18 protein-coding genes are annotated in these 20,993 nt (G+C 64.4%); 13 read left to right on the forward strand and 5 right to left on the reverse strand.

The annotated features are described in order from the left end of the window. Nucleotides 1-1,039, reverse strand: a 1,039-nt coding sequence (locus HU738_RS22390) for a class I SAM-dependent methyltransferase (protein WP_217871498.1), incomplete at its 3' end; no start/stop codon positions are given. 527 nt (nt 1,040-1,566) lie between these two features. Here HU738_RS22390 and HU738_RS22395 point away from each other — a divergent pair. The 9 genes from HU738_RS22395 to HU738_RS22435 all read left to right on the forward strand — a co-directional run bounded on the left by HU738_RS22395 (nt 1,567) and on the right by HU738_RS22435 (nt 11,836). Beyond that, on the forward strand, nt 1,567-2,904 hold the full coding sequence (locus tag HU738_RS22395) for a UDP-glucose dehydrogenase family protein (RefSeq protein ID WP_186604181.1): 1,338 nt from the start codon (nt 1,567-1,569) through the stop codon (nt 2,902-2,904). Beyond that, entirely contained in the window at nt 2,892-3,866 is a 975-nt protein-coding gene (locus tag HU738_RS22400) for an NAD-dependent epimerase (protein WP_186604183.1), read from the forward strand. The genes HU738_RS22395 and HU738_RS22400 overlap by 13 nt, the downstream gene beginning before the upstream one ends. Before the next feature lie 34 nt (nt 3,867-3,900). Continuing rightward, nucleotides 3,901-4,644, forward strand: coding sequence for a glycosyltransferase family 2 protein (locus HU738_RS22405; protein WP_186604185.1), 744 nt, complete (start codon nt 3,901-3,903; stop codon nt 4,642-4,644). Beyond that, entirely contained in the window at nt 4,641-4,913 is a 273-nt protein-coding gene (locus HU738_RS22410) for a lipid-A-disaccharide synthase N-terminal domain-containing protein (protein WP_054887358.1), read from the forward strand. Before HU738_RS22405 ends, HU738_RS22410 begins: the two co-directional genes overlap by 4 nt. A 3-nt stretch (nt 4,914-4,916) precedes the next feature. Continuing rightward, on the forward strand, nt 4,917-6,473 hold the full coding sequence (locus HU738_RS22415) for an ArnT family glycosyltransferase (protein ID WP_186604187.1): 1,557 nt from the start codon (nt 4,917-4,919) through the stop codon (nt 6,471-6,473). 89 nt (nt 6,474-6,562) lie between these two features. Then, nucleotides 6,563-7,432 carry an SdiA-regulated domain-containing protein gene (locus tag HU738_RS22420; protein WP_225923523.1) on the forward strand — a complete coding sequence of 290 codons (870 nt, stop codon included), beginning with the start codon at nt 6,563-6,565 and terminating at the stop codon, nt 7,430-7,432. Between the two features lie 73 nt (nt 7,433-7,505). Further along, nucleotides 7,506-8,726, forward strand: coding sequence for a putative DNA modification/repair radical SAM protein (locus HU738_RS22425; RefSeq protein ID WP_186604191.1), 1,221 nt, complete (start codon nt 7,506-7,508; stop codon nt 8,724-8,726). Continuing rightward, a complete protein-coding gene (locus HU738_RS22430) occupies nt 8,717-9,556 on the forward strand; it encodes a TIGR03915 family putative DNA repair protein (RefSeq protein ID WP_186604193.1) in 840 nt (279 codons plus the stop codon). Before HU738_RS22425 ends, HU738_RS22430 begins: the two co-directional genes overlap by 10 nt. Before the next feature lie 123 nt (nt 9,557-9,679). Beyond that, a complete protein-coding gene (locus tag HU738_RS22435) occupies nt 9,680-11,836 on the forward strand; it encodes a TonB-dependent siderophore receptor (RefSeq protein ID WP_186604195.1) in 2,157 nt (718 codons plus the stop codon). Between the two features lie 32 nt (nt 11,837-11,868). On the opposite strand, the gene HU738_RS22440 is transcribed toward HU738_RS22435, so the two are convergent. After that, nucleotides 11,869-12,720, reverse strand: a complete 852-nt coding sequence (locus HU738_RS22440) for a type 1 glutamine amidotransferase domain-containing protein (RefSeq protein ID WP_186604197.1) — start codon at nt 12,718-12,720, stop codon at nt 11,869-11,871. Nucleotides 12,721-12,814: 94 nt separating this feature from the next. Here HU738_RS22440 and HU738_RS22445 point away from each other — a divergent pair, with 94 nt between their 5' ends. From HU738_RS22445 to HU738_RS22460, 4 genes are all read left to right on the forward strand, one after another. Further along, the gene (locus HU738_RS22445; RefSeq protein WP_186604200.1) at nt 12,815-13,723 is read left to right on the forward strand and encodes a LysR family transcriptional regulator; all 909 of its coding nucleotides are present in this window, start codon (nt 12,815-12,817) and stop codon (nt 13,721-13,723) included. Between the two features lie 76 nt (nt 13,724-13,799). Continuing rightward, nucleotides 13,800-15,866, forward strand: a complete 2,067-nt coding sequence (gene treS, locus HU738_RS22450; RefSeq protein ID WP_186604202.1) for a maltose alpha-D-glucosyltransferase — start codon at nt 13,800-13,802, stop codon at nt 15,864-15,866. Nucleotides 15,867-15,948: 82 nt separating this feature from the next. After that, the gene (locus tag HU738_RS22455) at nt 15,949-16,575 is read left to right on the forward strand and encodes a riboflavin synthase subunit alpha (protein WP_186604204.1); all 627 of its coding nucleotides are present in this window, start codon (nt 15,949-15,951) and stop codon (nt 16,573-16,575) included. Between the two features lie 9 nt (nt 16,576-16,584). Further along, complete coding sequence (locus HU738_RS22460) at nt 16,585-17,286, forward strand: YoaK family protein (RefSeq protein WP_186604206.1); 702 nt, start codon at nt 16,585-16,587, stop codon at nt 17,284-17,286. 3 nt (nt 17,287-17,289) lie between these two features. Here the strand turns inward: HU738_RS22460 and proP are convergent, their stop codons facing one another. From proP to HU738_RS22475, 3 genes are all read right to left on the reverse strand, one after another. Beyond that, nucleotides 17,290-18,792 (reverse strand): glycine betaine/L-proline transporter ProP, encoded by a 1,503-nt coding sequence (gene proP, locus HU738_RS22465; RefSeq protein ID WP_186604208.1) that lies wholly within the window; start codon nt 18,790-18,792, stop codon nt 17,290-17,292. Nucleotides 18,793-18,959: 167 nt separating this feature from the next. Further along, nucleotides 18,960-19,934, reverse strand: coding sequence for a porphobilinogen synthase (gene hemB, locus HU738_RS22470; protein WP_054887370.1), 975 nt, complete (start codon nt 19,932-19,934; stop codon nt 18,960-18,962). Nucleotides 19,935-20,061: 127 nt separating this feature from the next. Beyond that, nucleotides 20,062-20,955 (reverse strand): PA4780 family RIO1-like protein kinase, encoded by an 894-nt coding sequence (locus tag HU738_RS22475; RefSeq protein WP_186604210.1) that lies wholly within the window; start codon nt 20,953-20,955, stop codon nt 20,062-20,064. Nucleotides 20,956-20,993: the final 38 nt, after the last annotated feature.

The raw sequence follows: 20,993 nt of genomic DNA on the forward strand, positions 1-20,993 counted from the left end.
TGGCCTCCAGAATCAGGTTGAACGGCGTCTGCGTCGCCCGCCGGAACCGTGTGAACCCCGCCTCCTCGAACACCGCCCGCAGGCGTGCCTCCCCCGCCTGAGCGCCCAACCCCAGCCCCACTTCCTGGGACAACGAATTGGGCGTGCAGATGAACGTCGACGCCGCATAGAACAACCGCCCGACCGGCGTCAGGTTGCCCTCCAGCGAATCCTCGGCATAAGGCTCCACCAGCATCACCGTGCCATCCGCCTTCAGCGCCCGGTAGGCATGCTTTGCTGCGCCCACGGGGTCGCCCATGTCATGCAGGCAATCGAAGAAGCACACCAGATCGTGATCATGCCCCGGATAGTCCTTGGCCGATGCCTGCTGGAAGCTCACACGCGCCGCCAGCCCGGCTTCGCGCGCACGTTCACTTGCCGTGGCAATGGACGGTGCGTGGTAGTCGTAGCCGGTAAAGGTAGAAGCCGGAAACGCCTGCGCCAGGACCAGGGTCGAAGCGCCATGGCCACAACCGACGTCTGCCACCTTGGCTCCGGCCTGCAGCTTGGCCACCACGCCTTCGAGCGCCGGCAACCAGTCCGCCACGAGAAACGTGCGGTAACCGGGCCTGAAGAACCGCTCGGTGCCACTGAACATGCAAGGGTGGTGGTCACCCCAGGCCAGCCCGCCGTCACCGCGCATGGCCGCCACCAACTTGTCCTTGTCATGGAACAAGGCCGCGATGACCGCCGCACCACCGGCCATGTAGGCCGGCGAGTCTTCCAGGGCCAGAGCCATGGCCTGCTCTTCAGGCAGAACGAACGTGCCTTTGTCATGCACCATGTAGCCGGAGGCTGCCTGGGCGCTAAGCCACTCTCGCAGCAACCGGGGGTGGCAGCCGGTCTTGGCCGCCAGTGCCTCGGGGCTGGTCGGCTGGCTGTCGGCCATGGCCCGGTACAGGCCAAGTTCATCGCCAAGGATGACATTGGCCAGGGTCGCCGCAGCGCCCATGTCACCGACAAGCTTGCCCATGAATTCGTGAAGCCTTGTCTCGTCCATGACCTGCCCTCCTCTGCAAGAAGGCCACCGTCGACGAGGAAGTCCGGTTCGAGGGGAGCGGTGGTCAGGGTGTATGAATGGATGCACATCCGTTATGAGTCTAGCCCCTCGAAGCCGCTCATGGGCAACACTAACTTACCGGGCCTACAACTGACGCTTGTTAGTGCAACTTATCCTAAGAAACCCACGGCATATTCTGGCACTTCGCAACTCACTGTCTATGCTCTTGCACTGTGCCGATCCTTTTCCGGTTTTTGTTCGAGTCATAACTAACAAGTCGTCCATCGCTCAACTTTCCGGCCTGCGCCGGGCACTTTTCCGTGCGCGAGGAAGATGAGTTTGCCTTCCATTTACAAAGCAAACGTGTGCATCACCCAAGGGCCCTGAGCGCCGCACTCAGGTAACAAAATTTAAACAAAAATGTGACATTTTTTTTCAGCTTTTTCGCCAAGGATCTCTGCGGCCGCATCCCGGCACCTGCGCAAGCAGGGGTACTGCCCGTACAGGTTCACACCATGGAGCTTTGAATGAAGGTTACGGTTTTCGGTACCGGCTATGTCGGCCTAACCCAGGCGGTGTGTCTGGCCCAAGTGGGGCACTCGGTGCTATGCATGGATATCAACGCCGCGAGGGTAGCGGCGCTCAGCGAGGGACATTGCCCGATCTTCGAGCCCGGCCTTGCGGCCCTCCTGGAGAAGAACCTGGCCTGCGGCCGACTGCGCTTCACCACCGATGCCGCTGAAGCGGCGCAGTACGCCAGGTTGCAGTTCATCGCCGTCGGCACCCCGCCCCAGGCCGATGGCAGCGCCGACATGCGCCACGTGTTCAGCGTCATCGACAGCATTCTCGAGCATGCCGACGGCCCCAAGGTAATCGTCAACAAGTCCACCTCGCCAGTCGGCACGGTAGACCGTATCAAGGCGCGGATCAGCCAGGCAGTGGCCGACGCTGAACGCTACCAGGTGATCAGCAACCCCGAGTTCCTCAAGGAGGGCTCGGCGGTGGAGGATTGCATGCGCCCGGACCGCATCATCATCGGCGGTGCCGAACCGGCCGAGGTCGAGTTGCTGCGCGAGCTGTACCAGCCATTCAGCCGCAACCGCGAGAAAATCATGCTCATGGACGCGCGCAGCGCCGAGCTGACCAAGTACGCCGCCAACTGCATGTTGGCGACCAAGATTTCCTTCATCAATGAAATGGCCAACCTGGCCGAGCACCTCGGTGCCGACATCGAAATGGTCCGCCGCGGCATCGGCTCGGACCCGCGCATCGGCTACGATTTCATCTACCCCGGCTGCGGCTTCGGCGGCTCGTGCTTCCCCAAGGACCTGCAGGCGCTGCGCAGGACAGCCGAGGCCGAAGGCTTCGACCCGCTGTTGCTCGGCGCAGTGGAAGCCGTCAACCAGCGGCAGAAGAGCCGGCTGTTCAGCAAGATCCAGCGCCACTACCCCGATGGCCTGCACGGCAAGGTCTTCGCCGTCTGGGGACTATCGTTCAAACCCAACACCGATGACATCCGCGAAGCCTCCAGCCTGGTGCTGCTCGAAGCCCTGTGGGGCGCCGGCGCCCGCGTGCAGGCCCACGACCCGCAAGCCATGGAAGAGATCCAGCGGCTCTACGGCGCCCGCCCCGACCTGAAACTGGTGCCGTGCAAGGACGACGCCCTGCAGGGTGCCGATGCCCTGGTGATCGTCACCGAATGGCAGGATTACCGGGTACTGAACCTGGACCAGGTCCCGCAGCAACTGGCTGACCGCGTGGTATTCGACGGCCGCAACCTGTTCGAACCCGAGCACATGGCCGCCGCCGGTCTTACGTATTACGGTATTGGCCGTGGCCAGGTGAAACAAGCATGCCCGTACTGATCACCGGCGCCGCTGGATTCATTGGTTTCCACCTGGCGCGCCGTCTGTGCGAAGCCGGCATCGATGTGGTGGGCATCGATAACCTCAACGCCTACTACAGCGTCGAACTCAAGCTGGCGCGCCTGCAACAGCTGCTCGCCTATTCCAATTTCCGCTTCCAGACGGTCGACATCGCCAACGCCGCCGACATGCAGCAACTGTTCGCCGGGCAGCCGTTCAGCGAAGTGATCCACCTGGCGGCGCAGGCGGGCGTGCGCTACTCACTGGACAACCCGGCGGTGTATGGGCAATCCAACCTGACCGGTTTTCTCAACCTGCTCGAAGCCTGCCGCCAGCACCCGCCGCGCCACCTGATCTACGCCTCCAGCAGCTCGGTGTATGGGGCCAACACCAAACAGCCGTTCAGCGTCGAAGACCCGGTCGAGCAGCCGATCTCGCTGTATGCCGCGAGCAAGCGCGCCAATGAGTTGATGGCCCACAGTTATGCGCACCTGTACCAGCTGCCGATCACCGGCCTGCGCTTTTTCACCGTCTATGGCCCGTGGGGCCGCCCCGACATGGCGCTGTTCAAGTTCACCCGGGCGATGCTCGAAGGCCAGCCGATCGAACTCTACAACCATGGCCAGATGGCGCGCGACTTCACCTACATCGACGACATCGTCGAGAGCATCCTGCGCCTGCGCCAGAAGCCGCCTCGGCCTGATGCCGGACAACCGCCCTGCCAGCTGTTCAACATCGGCCGTGGCCAGCCGGTGCGCCTGCTGGCGTTCGTCGAGTGCCTGGAGAACGCACTGGGCATCAAGGCCCGGCGCGAATACCTGCCGTTGCAGGCCGGTGACGTGCTGGAAACCTGGGCGGATGTGGACTCACTGACGCGCTGGATCGATTTTTCGCCGGGCACCCCACTGGAGCACGGCGTTGCCGCTTTCGTTGGTTGGTACCGGGACTTCTACCGGGTTTGACCACGCAATCCATACAAGAACACAGGTAGCCTCGATGACTGATCCCCTTGACCTCTCGGTACTGATCCCCGCCAAGAATGAGGTCGACAACCTGCCGGCGCTGCTGGCGGAAATCCGCACGGCGCTGGCCGCTGAAAACTATGAAGTGCTGGTGGTCGACGACGGCAGCACGGACCAGACGCTCAACAGGCTGAAGCAGCTCAAGCAGCAAGGCTTCCCCCAGTTGCGCATCCTGCGCCACGACCGCTCGCTGGGCCAGAGCACCTCGATCTGGCACGCCGCCCAGGCTGCCCGTGGCCGCTGGCTGGCCACCCTTGACGGCGACGGGCAGAACGACCCGGCCGACATCCCCGGCATGCTCGCCCTGGTGCGCGGCAACCAAGACCTCGGCGGCGGCATCCAGCTGGTCGCCGGGCACCGCGTCAACCGCCGCGATACCGCCAGCAAGCGCTGGGCCTCGCGCTTTGCCAACGGCCTGCGCAGCCGCCTGCTCAAGGACGCCACGCCGGACACCGGCTGCGGCCTGAAACTGATCGACCGCGAAGCCTTCCTGCGCCTGCCCTATTTCGACCACATGCACCGCTACATCCCGGCGCTGATCCTGCGCCACAACGGCCGCATGCTGGTGCACCCGGTGAACCATCGCCCGCGCCATGCCGGCGTGTCCAAGTACGGCAACCTGGACCGCGCCCTGGTCGGCATTCTCGACCTGGTCGGGGTCTGGTGGCTGATCCGCCGCACACGCCTCGACACCCACCCTCAGGAGCTCGAAGGATGACCCGCGAAACCCTCTGGCTGATCGTCGGCTTCGCCGGCCAGGTCGTGTTCACCGGCCGCTTCGTGCTGCAGTGGCTGTACAGCGAATTCAAGAAACGCAGCGTGATCCCGGTGGGCTTCTGGTACCTGAGCATGCTCGGCAGCGCCCTGCTGCTGGTCTATGCCATCTACCGCGAGGACCCGGTATTCATCATCGGCCAGTCGTTCGGCCTGGTGGTCTACCTGCGCAACCTGCAGTTGATTGCCCGCCACAAAGAGCAGAAGGAATAGCCCTTGCCAAGGTTCAAGACACTGGGGGCCGAACGCCTGGCCCTGGTTGTACTCGCCGTGCTGCTGGTCGGTGCCGGTATTGGCTGGCGCCAGCCGATGAACGTCGATGAAGAGCGCTTCCTCGGCGTTGCCCTGGAAATGCTGCAGAGCGGCAACTGGTTCATCCCTCACCGTGCTGCGGAAATCTATGGCGACAAACCCCCGTTGTTCATGTGGACGGTCGCCCTGTTCAGTTACCTGACCGGCTTGCCCAAGGTTGCCCTGTACCTGCCGGGGCTGATGTCTGCGGCGACCATCACCCTGGTGCTGCATGACCTGGGGCGACGCCTCTGGACCCGGCGCATCGGCGTGATCGCCGCGCTGCTGTTCCTGGCGACCTACCAGAGCTACAGCATCCTGCGCACCGGGCAGATCGACAGCTACCTGTGCCTGTGGGTGGCGCTGGGCCTGTACGGCATGGTCCGCCATCTGTTGCTCGGGCCTGCCTGGGGTTGGTTCTACATGGCCTGCGCGGCCATGGGGCTGGGCATCATCAGCAAGGGCGTGGGGTTCGTACCCGCACTGATGCTGCTGCCTTATGCCTGGGCCGTGCGCAAAGGCTGGCGCGGCGTGGTGGCGTATCCCGGCCAGGGTTGGCGCTGGAGCCTGGGTTTCGTCTGGCTGCTGGCAGGCTGCGCGGTGTGGCTACTACCGCTGCTGCTATCGATCGCCCACGGCGGCGGTGCCGCGGAGCTGGCCTACCTGAAGGAAATTCTCCTGCGCCAGACCGCTAACCGTTACGCCAATGCCTGGGACCATCGCGAGCCGTTCTGGTACTTCTTCGTCAAGGTCATCCCGCAATACTGGCTGCCCCTGATCCTGGCCTTGCCGTGGCTGGTCCCGGCCTGGCGCAGGCAGCTGCAAAAACGTGATGGGCGCTTCCTGCTGCTGCTCGGCTGGGTGGCCCTGGTATTGCTGTTCTTCAGCCTGAGCAGCGGCAAGCGCAAGCTCTACATCTTCCCCGCCCTGCCAGGCCTGGTATTGGCCATCGCCCCGCTGGTGCCGTGGATGCTCAAGCGCTGGCTGCAGCGCCGCCCCGGCTGGCGCAAGGCGTTCACCGCCATTGCCGTGGCCTGGTTCTGCCTGTGGTTTGCCCGCGGCTTCGTCGAGCCGCTCAAGGAAGGCCGCAACCCCCACGAAACCTTGATGAGCGACGCCGCACGCGCCACCGGTGGCGCCGAACTGGTGCTGGTCAACTGGCGTGAAGGGCACTGGCTGTTCGCCCGGCAACCCCTCGTTCATTTTGGTTTCGCCAACCAGTCCAAGCCGGAAACCGCGGTGTATTGGTTAAGCCAGAACCCCGCGGCCTTCGCCCTGGTTCCGGAAACCGAACTGGGCCGCTGCTTCAACGCCGACAAGGCTCGCCGATTGGGCGACACCTCGCGCGCCGAGTGGTACGTGGTCGGTGCCGATGCCGACAACGGCCAATGCCAGCCAGCCGTACCTGCCGAGGTCTACCACTTCGCCTGGGCCAACACGCCCGCACACCTGCAAACAGCAGCACAGGGGACCGGACAATGACGACTCAAACCCTGCCAGCACCGCGCCGGCATGTGTGGCGACGTTTGAACCGCTGGGGCCAGATCGGCGCGGTCGGCGTCCTGCTGGCCATGGCACTGGTGGGCATCGAGGCCGCCCGCTCGTTCTGGCCTCAGCAACTCTACGCGCACCTGAGCAACCGCTTGACGGGCGACACCGCACCCGGCAAGAACGTCTGGTTGCCGGCCTTCAAGGTCACGATCGATGCCAAAGTGGTGGACCCGAGCCTGACCAACCTGTCAGGCATCACCTACGACTACGACCGCGACCGGTTGCTGGCGATCACCAATGGCGTGCCCATGGAGCTGCTGGAGTTGAGCAAGCGCGGCGACATCGTGGCGCGCTACCCGCTGGTGGACTTCGAAGACACTGAAGGCCTGGCCTACCTGGGCAATGGCCACCTGGCCATCAGCGACGAACAGATGCAACGGCTGGACGTGATCACCTTGCCCGACCACCCGCAGCCGATCCACGCCAGCGCGGCCCAGTGGATCACCCTCGACATCAACCCGACCTTGCGCAACAAGGGCTTCGAGGGGGTGACCTACGACCGCCAGCATGACCGCCTGTTCGCCATCAAGGAGCGCGACCCACGCCAGTTGTTCACCGTGACCGGCATGCTCACGGCACTCAGCGGCGGTCCCCTGCAGATTACCGTCAGCGACCGCCGCGACTGGGTCAAGCGCAGCGTGTTCGCCACCGACCTGGCCGACGGCTACTACGACTCGCGCACCGGCCACCTGCTGGTGCTCAGCGACCAGTCCAAGAACATCACCGAGCTCGACGGTGATGGCCGCTTCGTCAGTATCCGTTCGCTGCGTGCCTGGCTTGGCGGGCTGCACCGTGACGCGCCGCAGCCTGAAGGCATGACCATGGACAGCGCCGACAACCTCTACGTCGTCAGCGAGCCCAACCTGTTCTACGTGTTCAGCAAGCCCTGAAGCCGGCGCTGGCCCTTGCAAATGTACAAGTCTCGAAATACTGTATGAATATTCAGTATTTCGAGACATCCCCATGCAACTCATTGCCAAACTCGGCATTCTCGCCGATGCCGCCAAGTACGATGCCTCATGCGCCAGCAGCGGCGCGCCGAAACGCAGCTCGCGGGGCAGCGAGGGCATGGGCGCGACCGATGGCATGGGTATCTGCCACAGCTATACCCCCGATGGCCGCTGCGTATCGCTGCTCAAGGTGCTGCTGACCAACTTCTGCCTGTATGACTGCCAGTACTGCGTCAACCGCCGCTCCAGCAACGTCCCGCGGGCGCGCTTCAGCCCCGAGGAAGTGGTGCGCCTGACCCTCGATTTTTACCGGCGCAACTGCATCAGCGGCCTGTTCCTCAGCTCGGGCATCATCCGCTCGGCCGACTACACCATGGAACAGCTGATCCGTGTGGCACGCCTGCTGCGCGAGGAACACCACTTCCGTGGCTACATTCACCTGAAGACCATCCCCGACGCTGACCCGCTGCTGATCGAAGAAGCCGGGCGCCTGGCCGACCGCCTCAGCGTCAACATTGAACTGCCCACCGACGCCAGCCTCAAGCGCCTGGCCCCGGAAAAGAAGGCACATACCATTCGCCAGGCCATGGGCGTGATCCATCAGGGGCAGCAGGCCGTGGCCGGTGAACCGAAGGCACCACGCTTCACCCCGGCCGGGCAGAGCACCCAGGTCATCGTCGGCGCCGACGCCACCGACGACAGCACCCTGCTGCGCAACGCCGAATCGCTGTATCAGGGCTACGGCCTCAAGCGCGTGTACTACTCGGCCTTCAGTCCGATCCCCGACAGCCCTGGCAGTGTGCCGCTGGCCGCCCCGCCACTGCTGCGCGAACACCGCCTGTACCAGGCCGACTTCCTGCTGCGCGGCTACGGTTACAAAGCCGGTGAGCTGCTCGGCCAGGCTGGCAACCTGGCGCTGGACATCGACCCCAAGCTGGCCTGGGCGCTGGCCAACCGCGAGGTGTTCCCGCTGGATGTGAACCGTGCCGAGCCTGCGCTGCTGGCGCGCATCCCCGGCATCGGCCTGCGCAGCGTGCAACGGCTGGTGGCGCTGCGTCGCGAGCGGCGCGTGCGCTACGACGACCTGATCCAGCTGCGCTGTGTGCTGGACAAGGCGCGGCCGTTCATCGTCACCAGCGATTACCGCCCCGCCGATGGCGAGCTACGCAGTGGCTTGCTCAGGGCACGCCTGCGCGAACCCCAGGCGCCGCAGCAGATGGGGTTGTGGGGGTGATTGCGCTCGATTGCGATGACCTGTTCGCCACGTGGCGCAACCAGGCGCGTACCCTGCTCGGGCATGGCATCGACCCTGCCGACGTGACGTGGGCACAAGGCCCGATCCAGGACCTGCTGGCGCAGCCCACTCCCCTGCCCGAAGGCCCCGGCCCATTCCGTGCCAAGGTGCCGGCCGCGTTGCTCACGCAACTCGAGCAGGCGGCCCGCTACCGCGGCGAACAACGCTGGAACCTGTTGTACGAAGTGCTCTGGCGCGTGGCCCATGGCGACCGTACCGCAATGCTGGCGGGTGACCGCCTGGGCAGTGAGTTGCAGCGGCGCATCAGGCAGGTCAGCCGCGAGGCGCACCACCTCCACGCATTCGTGCGTTTCGTGCCGCTGCCCGAGACGCTGGCCGAGCGGTTGCAGCTGGACCTGGTGGCCTACCACGAACCCGCTCACGACATCCTGGAAAGCGCCAGCGCGCACTTCGCCGACCGCCTCGGGCGCCAGCGCTGGCTAATCGCAACCCCGCAGGATGGCATTCGCTTCGATGGTCAGGCATTCGATTATCGACGCCTTTGCCCAGACGATTGGCGGCAATGGGCGCACAATGCCGACGACCCCGGCGCTGAACTGTGGCGTACCTATTACCGGCACACTTTCAATCCGGCCCGGCTCAACCCTGACGCGCTGCGCCTGCACATGCCGGGAAGGTTCTGGCGGCACCTGCCGGAAGGCATGCTGATTCCGCAGTTGGAAGGCCTGGCACGACAAGGCAAGCAGCGCGACGGGCAGGCAATCGAAGTAGCCAGCCAGCGTGGCAAGAAGATCACCCGCACCGGGTGATTTGTGAAAATTTTGTAATGGATCTGGCTCGCCACCTTCCCAAGGTGCGACACATCCTGACAAACTAACTGCTAATCATTCTCATAATTAGTTACGTTAGCGAAAGTCAGGAGCCTGCTTATCATGTTGTCGCCCCTTGCGCACACGCGCCCCCTCACCGCCCATCATGCGCTCGCCATGGCCGTCTGCATGGCCATGGCCGCGCCCACACTGGCCGAAGACGCTCCAACCACGCTGGAGCTGGGCGCGACTGAAATCAGCTCGGACAGGCTGGGCAGCACCACCGAAGGCTCGGGCTCCTACACCACCGGCTCCATGTCCACCGCCACCAAGCTGCCGCTGAGCATGCGCGAAACGCCCCAGGCGGTGACCGTGATCACCCGCCAGCGCATGGACGACCAGGCCATGACCAGCATCAACGATGTGGTCAAGGCCACGCCTGGCCTGTTCCTCGACTACTCCAGCGGGCCAGGCCGGCAGACCTACACGGCTCGCGGCTTCGACATCGACAACCTGATGTACGACGGTATCCCCAGCGGCTACACCGGCTACGTGGTCGGTGCCCAACCGAACCTGGCGATGTTCGACCGGGTCGAGGTGGTGCGCGGCGCCACAGGCCTGGTCACCGGTGCCGGCAACCCGTCGGCGGCGATCAACCTGGTGCGCAAGCGGCCGCTGGCCGAGCAGAAGGTCACCCTGACCGGCGCCGCCGGCAGCTGGGACGACTACCGCGGCGAGGTCGATGCCTCCAGCCCGCTCAACGACAGCGGCACCCTGCGCGGGCGCGTGGTGGCGTCCTACCGTGACGCCAACAGCTATATCGATGATGTCGAGGAAGACCATGGCCTGTTCTATGCGGTGAGCGAGGCCGACCTGTCCGATGACACCAGCCTGATGCTCGGCTTCTCGCACCAGACGGACAAGACCAATAATTTCTGGGGGGCCATGCCCACTGCGGTGGATGGTCACCACCTGGGCTTCTCACGTTCCTACAACCCCGGCAGCGACTGGGAGAACAAGGACCAGCAGATCGATACGGTGTTCGCCGAGCTGCGCCAGCGCCTGGCCAATGACTGGAAGCTGCAGGTCAATGCCAACTACGCGCAGCAGCAAGGCACCTTCACCGGGTCCTACCAGTCGCGCTGGGCCGGGCTGCAGGCGCCGCTTGAACGCACGGTGTACCAGTCCAGGCACCAGGAAAACCAGGCCGGCCTGGATGCCTTCGTCAGCGGGCCGTTCGACTTGCTTGGCCGTAGCCACGAACTGGTGGTCGGCGCCAGCAAGCGCATCTACGACATGGACACGCGCAACTACAGCCCCTACGACATGCACTGGCCGCTCAACGGCAGCAAGCCGAACTTCGTGCACACCGGCAACCAGCGTGAAGTCACCACCCAGGACGGCGTGTACCTCACCACCCGGCTGAACCTCGCCGACCCGCTCAAGCTGATCCTCGGCGGGCGCCTGGACTGGTACGACTATGACAACCGCGATGGCGACGGCGACTACAAGGTCACCCGCAACGTCACCAAGTATGCAGGCCTGATCTACGACCTCGACGACCATCACTCGGTGTACGTGAGCTACAGCGACATTTTCACCCCGCAAAGTTCCAAGGATACTTCCGGTACCCCGGTGAAACCGATCGTGGGCAAGAACTACGAGGTCGGCATCAAGGGCGAATACTTCGACGGCGCGCTCAATGCCAGCATCGCGCTGTTCCGCATCGACCAGGAAAACCGCGCCACCCAGGTATTCGTCGCGAACTGCCCGCAAACATCCTGCTACGAAGCCTCGGGCGAGGTCCGCAGCCAGGGTATCGACATGGAGCTGCAAGGTGCACTGACCGAGAACTGGCAGGTCGGGGGCGGCTACACCTACGCCCGCGCGCACACCATCAAGGACGCCGCCAACCCGGCCAAGGTCAATCAGCGTTTCGACACCGACACCCCGGAACACATGTTCAAGCTGAACACCGTCTACCACTTCCAGGGCCCGCTGGAGAAGCTGCGCGTCGGCGGCAACATCGCCTGGCAGAGCCGCATCTACAACGACTTCACCGTGGCCGACGGCAGCGAGTACCGGCTGGTCCAGGGCGCCTATGCCATCACCGACCTGATGGCGGGTTACCGGGTCAACCAGCACCTCGACCTGCAGCTCAATGCCAACAATGTGTTCGACCGCAAGTACTACTCGGCCGTTGCCAGTTCGGTAGATTACGGCGGCGACACCTGGGGCGCGCCGCGCAACCTGATGATCACGGCCAAGTACAGGTTCTAGCACTCACCGGCGGGGCGCTGGCGTGTGGGCAGTCACTGTTTCTGCTCGCGCTCGGCCAGCTTCTCCAGAAGCACCTTGGCCAGTGCCTTGTCAGAGAACGGGTTCTGACCAGTGATCAGTTCCCGGTCAACCTGGACATGCGGCTGCCAGGCCTTGGCATAGCTCATGGCACCGCCCGCCCCGGCCATGGCCTTGGCCGGGTAGAACTGCAAACGCTGCGGCGCGAGCGAGCGCTCGAAAACCTGCTCCTCGGGGTCAGAGAAAATCGTCATCCGATACCCCTGGTACACCCAGTCACGGGCCGCCGGCTGTTCGCCACGTGCCAGGGCAGCCTGGTAACTGGCCGGGTCCTGTTGCGCGGCCAACAAGGCGATAGGCCCGTGGCAGATGGCGGCGGTCGGTTTGCCGGCCGCGTGGAAATGGCGCAACAAGGTGCCTACGTCGGGGTCGTTGGCCAGGTCGATCAACGGCGCATGGCCACCGGGGATGAACAGACCGGCATAGCGCTCCAGCCCACCTGCCAGCAGTTCCTTCACCGACAAGGTGTCGTCGATGCCTGGCAGGCCCTTGACGACTTGCTCGATGCGCCGCATTTCCGTTGCATCGCCAGCAAAGTACTGCGGATCGACCGAGCGCACATCGACGCTTGGCGCATTGCCTTTGGGGGTCACCAGTACCAGTTTGTAACCGGCCTTGAGCAATTGATCGGCAGGTACGCCGAACTCGTTCAGGTAATAACCGGTAGGGTATTGCTTGCCGTCTTGCAGCGGCAGCTGGTGTTCACTGGATAGCAGCACCACGATCTCGCCCTTGGGTGCGGCATGGCCCGTAGTGGCGAGCAGAGCACCGGCCATTGCCAGCGCCAGGTTATTGAGCTTGTTCATCGGTTTCACCTGAGAAGAGAGGGGAACTGGGCCCATCGTAATCAGGCCGCTAGAATTCGATAATTCGAAAGCTCTTATTCCTGTGATCCATAAAATGAATATCGCCAGCAAGGACCTCAACCTGCTGTACCTGTTCCACGTGCTCTACCAGGAACGCAACGCCACCCTCGCCGCCTCGCGCATGGCCCTGAGCCAACCGGCGCTGAGCCATAAGCTGAACAAACTGCGGCACCAGTTTGGCGACCCGCTGTTCGTGCGTGCCCCCCGTGGCCTCGCCGCCACCCCGCGGGCGCATGAGTTGGCCCCCGAGGTACAGCGGCTGGTCGAAAGCCTGGCCGCATTCTACGAACGCTGTGACGGCCAGGACTTTCTCGCCCGTCCGGCGCGCCTGCACCTGTACAGCACCGACTTCATGGAACAGACCCTGCTGCCAAGGCTGCTGCCGATCCTGCGTCGCCAGGCGCCGAACCTGGTGCTGATCACCCACAACACCGCTGGCCAGTTGCCGCGCGAGGCGCTGGAAAAAGGCACCTGCGACCTGGCCATCGCGGGCTTCTACACCGACCTGCCAGACACCTTCCATCAGCAACGCCTGCTCAGCGAGGACTTCGTGGTGCTGGCTTCGCGTAGCAACCCGCGCCTGCATGCGGGGCTCGATCTTGAGGCGTTTCTGGCCTGCGACCACCTGCTGACGACCCTCACCGGCGACCTTGACGGCCTGGTGGACCGTGCCCTGCGAGCGGCCGGGCGCAGCCGGCGAATCGTGGCTGGCTTGTCCAGTTTCATCGCCCCGACGCGACTGATACCGGGCACCGACCTGCTGCTCACCTGCCTGCGCTCGGTCGCCGAAGAGGCCGCCGAGAGGGAACCGGAGCTGTGCCTGCACCCTGTGCCCCTGAACGTGCCGAAGATCGAACTCATGCAGATCTGGCATGAGCGGACCCATGCCGACCCGCTGCGACAATGGTTTCGTCAACAACTGTGGGCCGTGGCGCAGCAATGACCGGCCTCAAGCCGAACGATCCGCCCGCGGTGCCGTCATAACCTTGGCCGGTGCCGCCACGCAAAGAGGACGCGAAATGACCCAGCCCGACCCGTCATACCTGCAATGGCTCGAAGACCGTTCGATGCTCAAGGCCTCACAGGAGCGAGCCCGCCTGTACTCCGGCCAGTCACGCCTGTGGCAGAACCCCTACGCCGAAGCCCAGCCACGCCGCGCCACCGCAATCGCCTCGGTATGGCTGACGGTCTACCCCGACGCGATCATCGCCCCGGAAGGCTGCTCGGTGCTCGCCGCCCTCGGCCATGAAGCGCTGTGGAAACGCCTGTCGGAGATTGGTGTGCAGGGCATCCACACCGGCCCCATCAAGCAGTCTGGCGGGGTTCGCGGGCGTGATTTCACACCCAGTATCGACGGCAACTTCGACCGCATCAGCTTTGACATCGACCCGCTCTACGGCAATGAACAGGAGCTGGTGCAGATGAGCCGCCTGGCCGCCGCGCACAATGCCGTGACCATCGACGACCTGATCCCCTCGCACACCGGCAAGGGCGCGGACTTTCGCCTGGCCGAACTGGCCCACGGTGCCTACCCCGGGCTCTACCACATGGTCGAGATCCGCGAGGAGGACTGGCCGCTGCTGCCCGAGGTGCCTGAGGGCCGCGATGCCGTGAACCTGTCGCCGGCCCAGTGCGACGAGCTCAAGTCGCGCCATTACATCGTCGGTCAGCTGCAGCGGGTGATCTTTTTCGAGCCTGGGGTCAAGGAAACCGACTGGAGCGCCACCGCGCCCATCACCGGGGTCGACGGCAAGACCCGGCGCTGGGTGTACCTGCACTACTTCAAGGAAGGCCAGCCATCCCTGAACTGGCTCGACCCCAGTTTTGCCGCCCAGCAGATGATCATCGGCGACGCCTTGCACGCGCTGGACTGCCTGGGTGCCCGCGGCCTGCGCCTGGATGCCAACGGTTTTCTCGGCGTGGAAACCCGCGCCAGCGGCAGTGCCTGGTCCGAGAGCCACCCGTTGTCGATCGTCGGCAACCAGCTGATCGGCGGCATGATCCGCAAGGCCGGCGGCTTCAGCTTCCAGGAGCTCAACCTGACCCTGGACGACATCGCGCAGATGTCCAAGGGCGGAGCCGACCTGTCCTACGACTTCATCACCCGCCCCGCCTACCAGCATGCCTTGCTGACCGGCGACACCGAATTCCTGCGCCTGATGCTCAAGGAAATGCACGCCTTCGGCATCGATCCGGCGTCGCTGATCCACGCCTTGCAGAACCACGACGAACTCACCGTCGAGCTGGTGCACTTCTGGACCCTGCACGCCCACGACATGTACCTGTACAAGGGCCAGACGCTGCCTGGCAGCATCCTGCGCGAGCACATCCGCGAGGAAATCTACGAACGCCTGTCCGGTGAGCATGCACCGTACAACCAGCGATTCGTCACCAACGGCATCGCCTGCACCACCGCCAGCCTGATCACTGCAGCATTGGGCATGCGCGACCTCGAACGGATCAGCCCGGCGGACATCGCACTGATCCAGAAGGTGCACCTGCTGCTGGTGATGTACAACGCCATGCAACCGGGCGTGCTCGCGCTGTCCGGCTGGGACATGGTCGGTGCCCTGCCGCTGCCGGCCGAGGCGGTGGCCGAGCGCATGGCCGACGGCGATACCCGCTGGATCCACCGCGGCGGCTACGACCTGGCCGGGCTCGCCCCGCAGGCAGAGACATCGGTGCGCGGCATGCCGCGCGCGCGCTCGCTGTATGGCAGCCTCGACAGCCAGCTGGACAACCCCGCGTCGTTCGCCAGCCAGGTGAAGAAACTGCTGGCCGTGCGCCAGGCCTACGGCATCGCCACCAGCCGCCAGGTGCTGGTGCCCGAGGTCAGCAGCCCGGGGCTGCTGGTGATGGTGCATGAGCTGCCGGCCGGGCGTGGCATCCAGATCAGTGCGTTGAACTTCGGCCAGGCGGTGATTGCCGAGGAGCTGCAATTGACCGGTTTCACCCCCGGGACGGTGGTGGACATGATCAACGAAACGGTCGAAGGCGACCTGAGCGAAGACGGCCGCCTGATGATCAACCTGGACCCTTACGAGGCCTTGTGCCTGCGGATCGTGAACAGCAGCGGGCACCTCTGAGGCCGGCACAGGCAACTTGCATTTGCCGCTCCATGGGCATAGCTTCCTGATGTTTTCCCACTCTGTGCCCAGGAGCAACTCCATGTACACCGGCATCGTCCAGGCCGTCCGCCCTCTGCTTGATGTGACCACCTACCCGGGCCACAACCAGTTCACCATCGACCTCACCCCGGAACTGCTCGACGAGCTGAAGATCGGCGCCAGCGTCAGTGTCGAAGGAACCTGCCTGTCGGTCACTGAAATCGACGGCACCCAGGTCAGGTTCGACGCCATGACCGCCACGCTCGAACGCACCAACCTGCGCTGCTTCAAGGCTGGCCAGGGTGTCAACATCGAGCGCTCGGCGAAAATGAACGCCGAAGTGGGTGGCCACCTGATGGCCGGCCACATTGCCACCACCGCCGAGGTCGTCGAGCTGTCGATCAAGGAAACCGGCGCTTTCATCACCTTCCGCATGCCACCGCAGTGGGGCAAGTACGTGTTCCCGCGTGGCTTCATCGGTGTCAACGGTTGCAGCCTGACCGTCGCCGATGTCGAGGACAACGTGGTGACCATCAACCTGATCCCCGAGACCCTGCGCCAGACCACCTTCGCCCGCTACCAGGCCGGCGAGCTGCTGAACATCGAGGTGGACCACCAGACCATGGTGCTGGTGGATGTGGTGGAGCGCACCATCAAGAGCACCCTCGCCCGCGAATTGCCGCACTGAAGCCCGCACATGCTGCCCAACGCCCACCCCGCGCGCACGGCCAGGCGCCTGCGCCTGCACGTGCTACGCGGCCGCGTCGGCCTTGGCCTGGTGGCCGGCTTGTCGGTGCTGGCGGGCATGACGGATGCCATCGGCCTGCTGGCATTGGGCGACTTCGTCTCGTTCATGAGCGGCAACACCACGCGCCTGGCCGTGGCCATCAGTGACGCGGACCTGGCCATGGTGCTGCGCCTGAGCGGCGCCGTGCTGGGCTTCGTGGCCGGCAACGCGCTGGGTGTCATGCTGGCCCGTAGCTTCCGACGCCGAGCCTGGCCCGTGTTGCTGGTGGTCGCCACACTGCTTGCCTGCGCCGCGGGATGGCCGTTTGCGGCGACGTTCCCGGCGCTGCTGGCGGCCACCTTGGCCATGGGCATGATCAATGCGGTAGTGGAAGAGGTGAATGGCCTGCCCATCGGCCTGACCTACGTCACCGGCGCCCTGTCGCGCTTCGGCCGCGGCCTGGGCCGCTGGCTGCTGGGCGAGCGGCGTAATGGCTGGCGGGTGCAACTGGTGCCCTGGGCCGGCATGCTGCTCGGCGCTGCCCTGGGTGCCTGGTTACAGCAGCGCCTGGGCCTGCAGGCAATGGCCGGCAGCGCCGCGCTGGCCTGCCTGCTGGCGCTGGTGTCGCGCTTCATTCCGCGCGCCTGGCAGCGCGGCTACATGCCGCGCTGAGCCTCAGTCGATACGCGGGTGCTGCTGCGCCAGCACCTGGCGCTTGGCCTCAAGCTCGGCGATCTGCGCGTCGATATCTTCGATCTTCTGCTCGATGTTGTCGTGATGCTCCTGCAACAGTTCGCGCGCTTCTTCGATGTCCGACGCAGCCGGCGCTGCGCCACGCAGCGGCTTGTTGGCGGTTTCCTTCATGGTCACGCCGGTGACCAGGCCGACCACGGCGATCACCATCAGGTAGTAAGCCGGCATGTACAGGTTGCCGCTGCTTTCCACCAACCAGGCGGCGAGCGTCGGGGTCAAGCCGGCGATCAGCACCGAGATGTTGAAGGCACTGGCCAGGGCGCTGTAGCGGATGTGCGTGGGGAACATCGCCGGCAAGGTCGAGGCCATCACACCAATGAAGAAGTTCAGCAGCACGGCGATGATCAGCAGGCCGGCGAAGATCAGCCCCAGCGCGCCGCTGTTGATCAGCATGAACGCCGGGATGGCCAGGGCGAACAGCCCGACGCTGCCGACCACGATGAACGGGCGGCGGCCATACTTGTCGCTCAGCAGGCCGATGATCGGCTGCACGAACAGCATGCCGACCATGATCGCGATGATGATCAGCACGCCGTGGTCTTCGCTGTAGTGCAAGTTGTGCGACAGGTAGCTGGGCATGTAGGTGAGCAGCATGTAATAGGTGACGTTGGTGGAGATCACCACGCCGATGCAGGTGATCAGGCTGCGCCAGTGCTGGGTGGCAACCTCCTTGAACGACACCTTCGGCCCCGAGGCCAGGCCTTCGCGGTCACCCTGCTCGAGTTTGTCCACGTGTTGCTGGAACGCGGGGGTTTCTTCCAGGGCGTGGCGCAGGTAGAGGCCGATGATGCCCAGCGGCAAGGCCAGGAAGAACGGCAGACGCCAGCCCCATTCGAGGAACTTCTCTTCGCCGAGCACGGTGGAGATCAGCACGACCACCCCCGCCCCCAGGACAAAGCCGGCAATCGAGCCAAAGTCCAGCCAGCTGCCGAGGAAGCCACGCTTGCGGTCCGGGGCGTACTCGGCGACGAAAATCGATGCCCCGGTGTACTCCCCGCCCACCGAGAAGCCTTGGGCCATCTTCGCCAGCAACAACAAGATCGGCGCCCAGATGCCGATCGAGGCGTAGGACGGAATCAAGCCGATGGCAAAGGTGCTCAGCGACATGATCACGATGGTTGCGGCGAGGATCTTCTGGCGCCCGAAGCGGTCGCCCAGGGCGCCGAAGAACAGCCCGCCCAGCGGGCGAATCAGAAATGGCACCGAGAACGTGGCCAGTGCCGCGATCATCTGCACGCTGGGGTCGGCATTGGGGAAAAACACTTTGCCCAGTGCATAGGCGACGAAGCCGTAGACACCAAAATCGAACCATTCCATGGCGTTGCCCAGAGCGGCGGCGGTGATCGCCTTGCGCATCTTGGCGTCGTCGACGATGGTGATGTCCTTCAAACCGATCGGCTTGACACTTTTCTTGCGAGATTTCATGCCCGTTTCCCTGTTGCTGATAGCTCTATGGGATCTGATACAACGGGACACTAAATAATTCAGCGCTTAGTGCTTTTTTGTCTGTGTTGAGTGATGTGTGGTGATGCGGAAACCGAGCGCCGCCCGCGCGGCGCTCGATCTCGCCGGCGACAAACCTCTAGAGGCGATCAGATCCCATCACGGGCCAGGTCCATGGCGAAATAGGTCAGGATCAGGTCGGCACCCGCGCGCTTGATCGCGCCGAGGCTTTCACGCACCACCCGGCCTTCATCGATGGCACCGGCCAGGCCGCCGAACTTGATCATCGCGTATTCGCCGCTTACCTGGTAGGCCGCCAGCGGCAGGCGCGACGCAGCGCGGATGTCGGCGATCACGTCGAGGTAGGCACCGGCCGGCTTGACCATCAGCACATCGGCCCCTTCCTGCTCGTCGAGCAACGACTCACGCACCGCCTCACGGCGGTTCATCGGGTTCATCTGGTAGCTCTTGCGGTCGCCCTTGAGCGCGGTGCCACCCGCTTCACGGAACGGCCCATACAGCGACGAAGCGAATTTGGTGGAATAGGCCATGATCGCGGTGTCGTGAAAACCGGCACCGTCCAGGGCGCTGCGAATGGCCTGCACCTGGCCGTCCATCGCCGCCGACGGAGCGATGAAGTCGGCACCGGCAGCGGCGGCAATGACCGCCTGCTTGCCCAGGTTGGCCAGGGTGGCGTCGTTGTCCACGCCATGGTCGTGCAACACGCCGCAGTGGCCATGGCTGGTGTATTCGCAGAAGCAGGTGTCGGACATCACCACCATCTCCGGCACGGTGTCCTTGCAGATGCGCGACATGCGCGCAACCAGGCCGTTCTCGTTCCAGGTGTCGCTGCCGGTGGCGTCCAGGTTGTGCGACACGCCGAAGGTCATCACCGACTTGATGCCGGCGCGGGCATAGCGCTCGATTTCCTGGGCCAGGCGTTTTTCCGGGATGCGGTTGACACCCGGCATGCTGGTGATTGGCACGAAGTCATCGATGCCTTCTTCGACGAAGATCGGCAGGATCAGGTCTTCCAGGCGGAATTCGGTTTCCTGGAAGATCGTGCGCAGGGATTCGTTCTGGCGCAGGCGGCGGGGACGAACGGACGGGAAACGGTTGGACATGACAGCTCCAGGGCATTTTTTAACGGCGTATACCTTATGCCTGTCGGGCGCCAGTGAAAAGGCCAGATGACGAGATACTGCCTTGCGTCAAAGGCAATGGCCGGTTTTTGCCCGTGTGCGAGTGCAATTACTGCATCCACGGCGGCGTCGGCTCTTCAGCCTTGGACGGCCCATGCTCGGCCTCATCCCGCGCGGCACGGCGGCGGGCTTCATCGCGCAGGGTGGCGTCGATCTCGCGCATCACCCCGGCCACGTCGGCGGCATGGTCGTCTTCTTCGAATTGCCCGCTCAGTGGGCTGTCCGGGCGCAGTTCGCCAGCTTCGTACAACGCCCACATCTCATCGGCGTAGCGGGTGGCCTTGAGCTCCGGGGCAAAACGCCCGAAGTAATGCGCCATGTTCGCCACGTCCCGCTGCAGCATGCTGAACGCATGGTTGTTGCCCGCCGCGTCCACCGCCTGTGGCAGGTCGATGATCACCGGGCCGTCAGGGCCGAGCAGCACGTTGAATTCAGACAGGTCGCCATGCACCAGCCCGGCGCAGAGCATCAGCACGATCTGGCGGATGACGAAGGCATGATGTTCACGGGCCTCTTCGGCCTCGAGGTGCACGTCGTTCAAGCGGGGCGCGGCATCGCCGTCGGCGTCGGTGACCAGTTCCATCAGCAGCACGCCATCCTGGAAGTCGTACGGCTTGGGTACCCGTACGCCGGCATTGGCCAGGCGGAACAGCGCCGCCACTTCGGCGTTCTGCCAGGCGTCTTCGGCTTCTTTGCGGCCGTACTTGCTGCCCTTGGCCATGGCCCGGGCCTGGCGGCTGTTGCGGACCTTGCGACCCTCCTGGTATTCGGCGGCCTGGCGGAAGCTGCGCTTGTTGGCCTCTTTGTAGACCTTGGCGCAGCGGACCTGGGCACCGCAGCGCACCACGTAAACGGCCGCTTCCTTGCCGCTCATCAAGGGCCGCAGTACTTCGTCGACCAGGCCGTCTTCGATCAGTGGTTCGATTCGTTTTGGTGTCTTCATCAGGCTGCGTTCGGGGGTCCTGGCTGGGGTGGCCGATA

Origin of the sequence: Pseudomonas vlassakiae, assembly GCF_014269035.2 — a bacterium.
GTDB classification, from domain to species: Bacteria; Pseudomonadota; Gammaproteobacteria; order Pseudomonadales; family Pseudomonadaceae; genus Aquipseudomonas; species Aquipseudomonas vlassakiae.

What these genes read in the sequence shown, in the direction of transcription:
- treS (WP_186604202.1), top strand. Translation starts at nt 13,800, where the DNA reads ATGACCCAGCCCGACCCGTCATACCTGCAATGGCTCGAAGACCGTTCG.
- HU738_RS22395 (WP_186604181.1), top strand. Translation starts at nt 1,567, where the DNA reads ATGAAGGTTACGGTTTTCGGTACCGGCTATGTCGGCCTAACCCAGGCG.
- HU738_RS22400 (WP_186604183.1), top strand. Translation starts at nt 2,892, where the DNA reads ATGCCCGTACTGATCACCGGCGCCGCTGGATTCATTGGTTTCCACCTG.
- HU738_RS22445 (WP_186604200.1), top strand. Translation starts at nt 12,815, where the DNA reads ATGAATATCGCCAGCAAGGACCTCAACCTGCTGTACCTGTTCCACGTG.
- HU738_RS22440 (WP_186604197.1), bottom strand. Translation starts at nt 12,720, where the DNA reads ATGAACAAGCTCAATAACCTGGCGCTGGCAATGGCCGGTGCTCTGCTC.
- HU738_RS22455 (WP_186604204.1), top strand. Translation starts at nt 15,949, where the DNA reads ATGTACACCGGCATCGTCCAGGCCGTCCGCCCTCTGCTTGATGTGACC.
- HU738_RS22405 (WP_186604185.1), top strand. Translation starts at nt 3,901, where the DNA reads ATGACTGATCCCCTTGACCTCTCGGTACTGATCCCCGCCAAGAATGAG.
- HU738_RS22420 (WP_225923523.1), top strand. Translation starts at nt 6,563, where the DNA reads ATGGCACTGGTGGGCATCGAGGCCGCCCGCTCGTTCTGGCCTCAGCAA.
- HU738_RS22410 (WP_054887358.1), top strand. Translation starts at nt 4,641, where the DNA reads ATGACCCGCGAAACCCTCTGGCTGATCGTCGGCTTCGCCGGCCAGGTC.
- proP (WP_186604208.1), bottom strand. Translation starts at nt 18,792, where the DNA reads ATGAAATCTCGCAAGAAAAGTGTCAAGCCGATCGGTTTGAAGGACATC.
- hemB (WP_054887370.1), bottom strand. Translation starts at nt 19,934, where the DNA reads ATGTCCAACCGTTTCCCGTCCGTTCGTCCCCGCCGCCTGCGCCAGAAC.
- HU738_RS22460 (WP_186604206.1), top strand. Translation starts at nt 16,585, where the DNA reads ATGCTGCCCAACGCCCACCCCGCGCGCACGGCCAGGCGCCTGCGCCTG.
- HU738_RS22425 (WP_186604191.1), top strand. Translation starts at nt 7,506, where the DNA reads ATGCAACTCATTGCCAAACTCGGCATTCTCGCCGATGCCGCCAAGTAC.
- HU738_RS22475 (WP_186604210.1), bottom strand. Translation starts at nt 20,955, where the DNA reads ATGAAGACACCAAAACGAATCGAACCACTGATCGAAGACGGCCTGGTC.
- HU738_RS22435 (WP_186604195.1), top strand. Translation starts at nt 9,680, where the DNA reads ATGTTGTCGCCCCTTGCGCACACGCGCCCCCTCACCGCCCATCATGCG.